General features: G+C 80.1%; 1 protein-coding gene. It reads right to left on the bottom strand.

The window, feature by feature from the left end:
* Window positions 1-423, bottom strand: a 423-nt coding sequence (locus LPA54_RS39945) for an ATP-binding protein (protein WP_306806640.1), incomplete at both ends; no start/stop codon positions are given.

Below are 423 nucleotides of genomic sequence, written 5' to 3'. Positions count from 1 at the left end.
CGGACAGGGAACGGATGCCGGAGCCGCGGGCGAGGCCGAGCAGCACCGTCTCGGCCTGGTCGTCGCGGGTGTGGCCGAGCAGGACGGCGGCGGCGCGATGGCGCTCGGCGGCGGCGTCGAGGGCGGCGTAGCGGGCGTCCCGGGCGGCGGCCTCGGGGCCGCCCGCCCGGCTGCCGCCGCCCCTGTACGCGGCGCTGTGCGCCACCCGTGTCTCGCGGCCGACGGTGACGGCGACCGACTCGACGGGGTCCAGGCCGAGTTCGCGCAGCCGGGAGGCGACCTCGGCGGCGCGCAGGTCGGAGCCCGCCTGGAGGCCGTGGTCGACGGTGACGCCGCCGGCGCGCAGACCGGCGCGGGGGGCTTCGAAGGCGAGGGCGGAGGCGAGCGCCATGGAGTCGGCGCCGCCGGAGCAGGCCACGAGCA

Source organism: Streptomyces sp. DH12, assembly GCF_020873895.1.
Classification (GTDB): Bacteria; Actinomycetota; Actinomycetes; order Streptomycetales; family Streptomycetaceae; genus Streptomyces.
The sequence above is the reverse complement of the archived record's forward strand: the minus strand, read 5'-3'. Positions and strand labels throughout refer to the sequence as shown.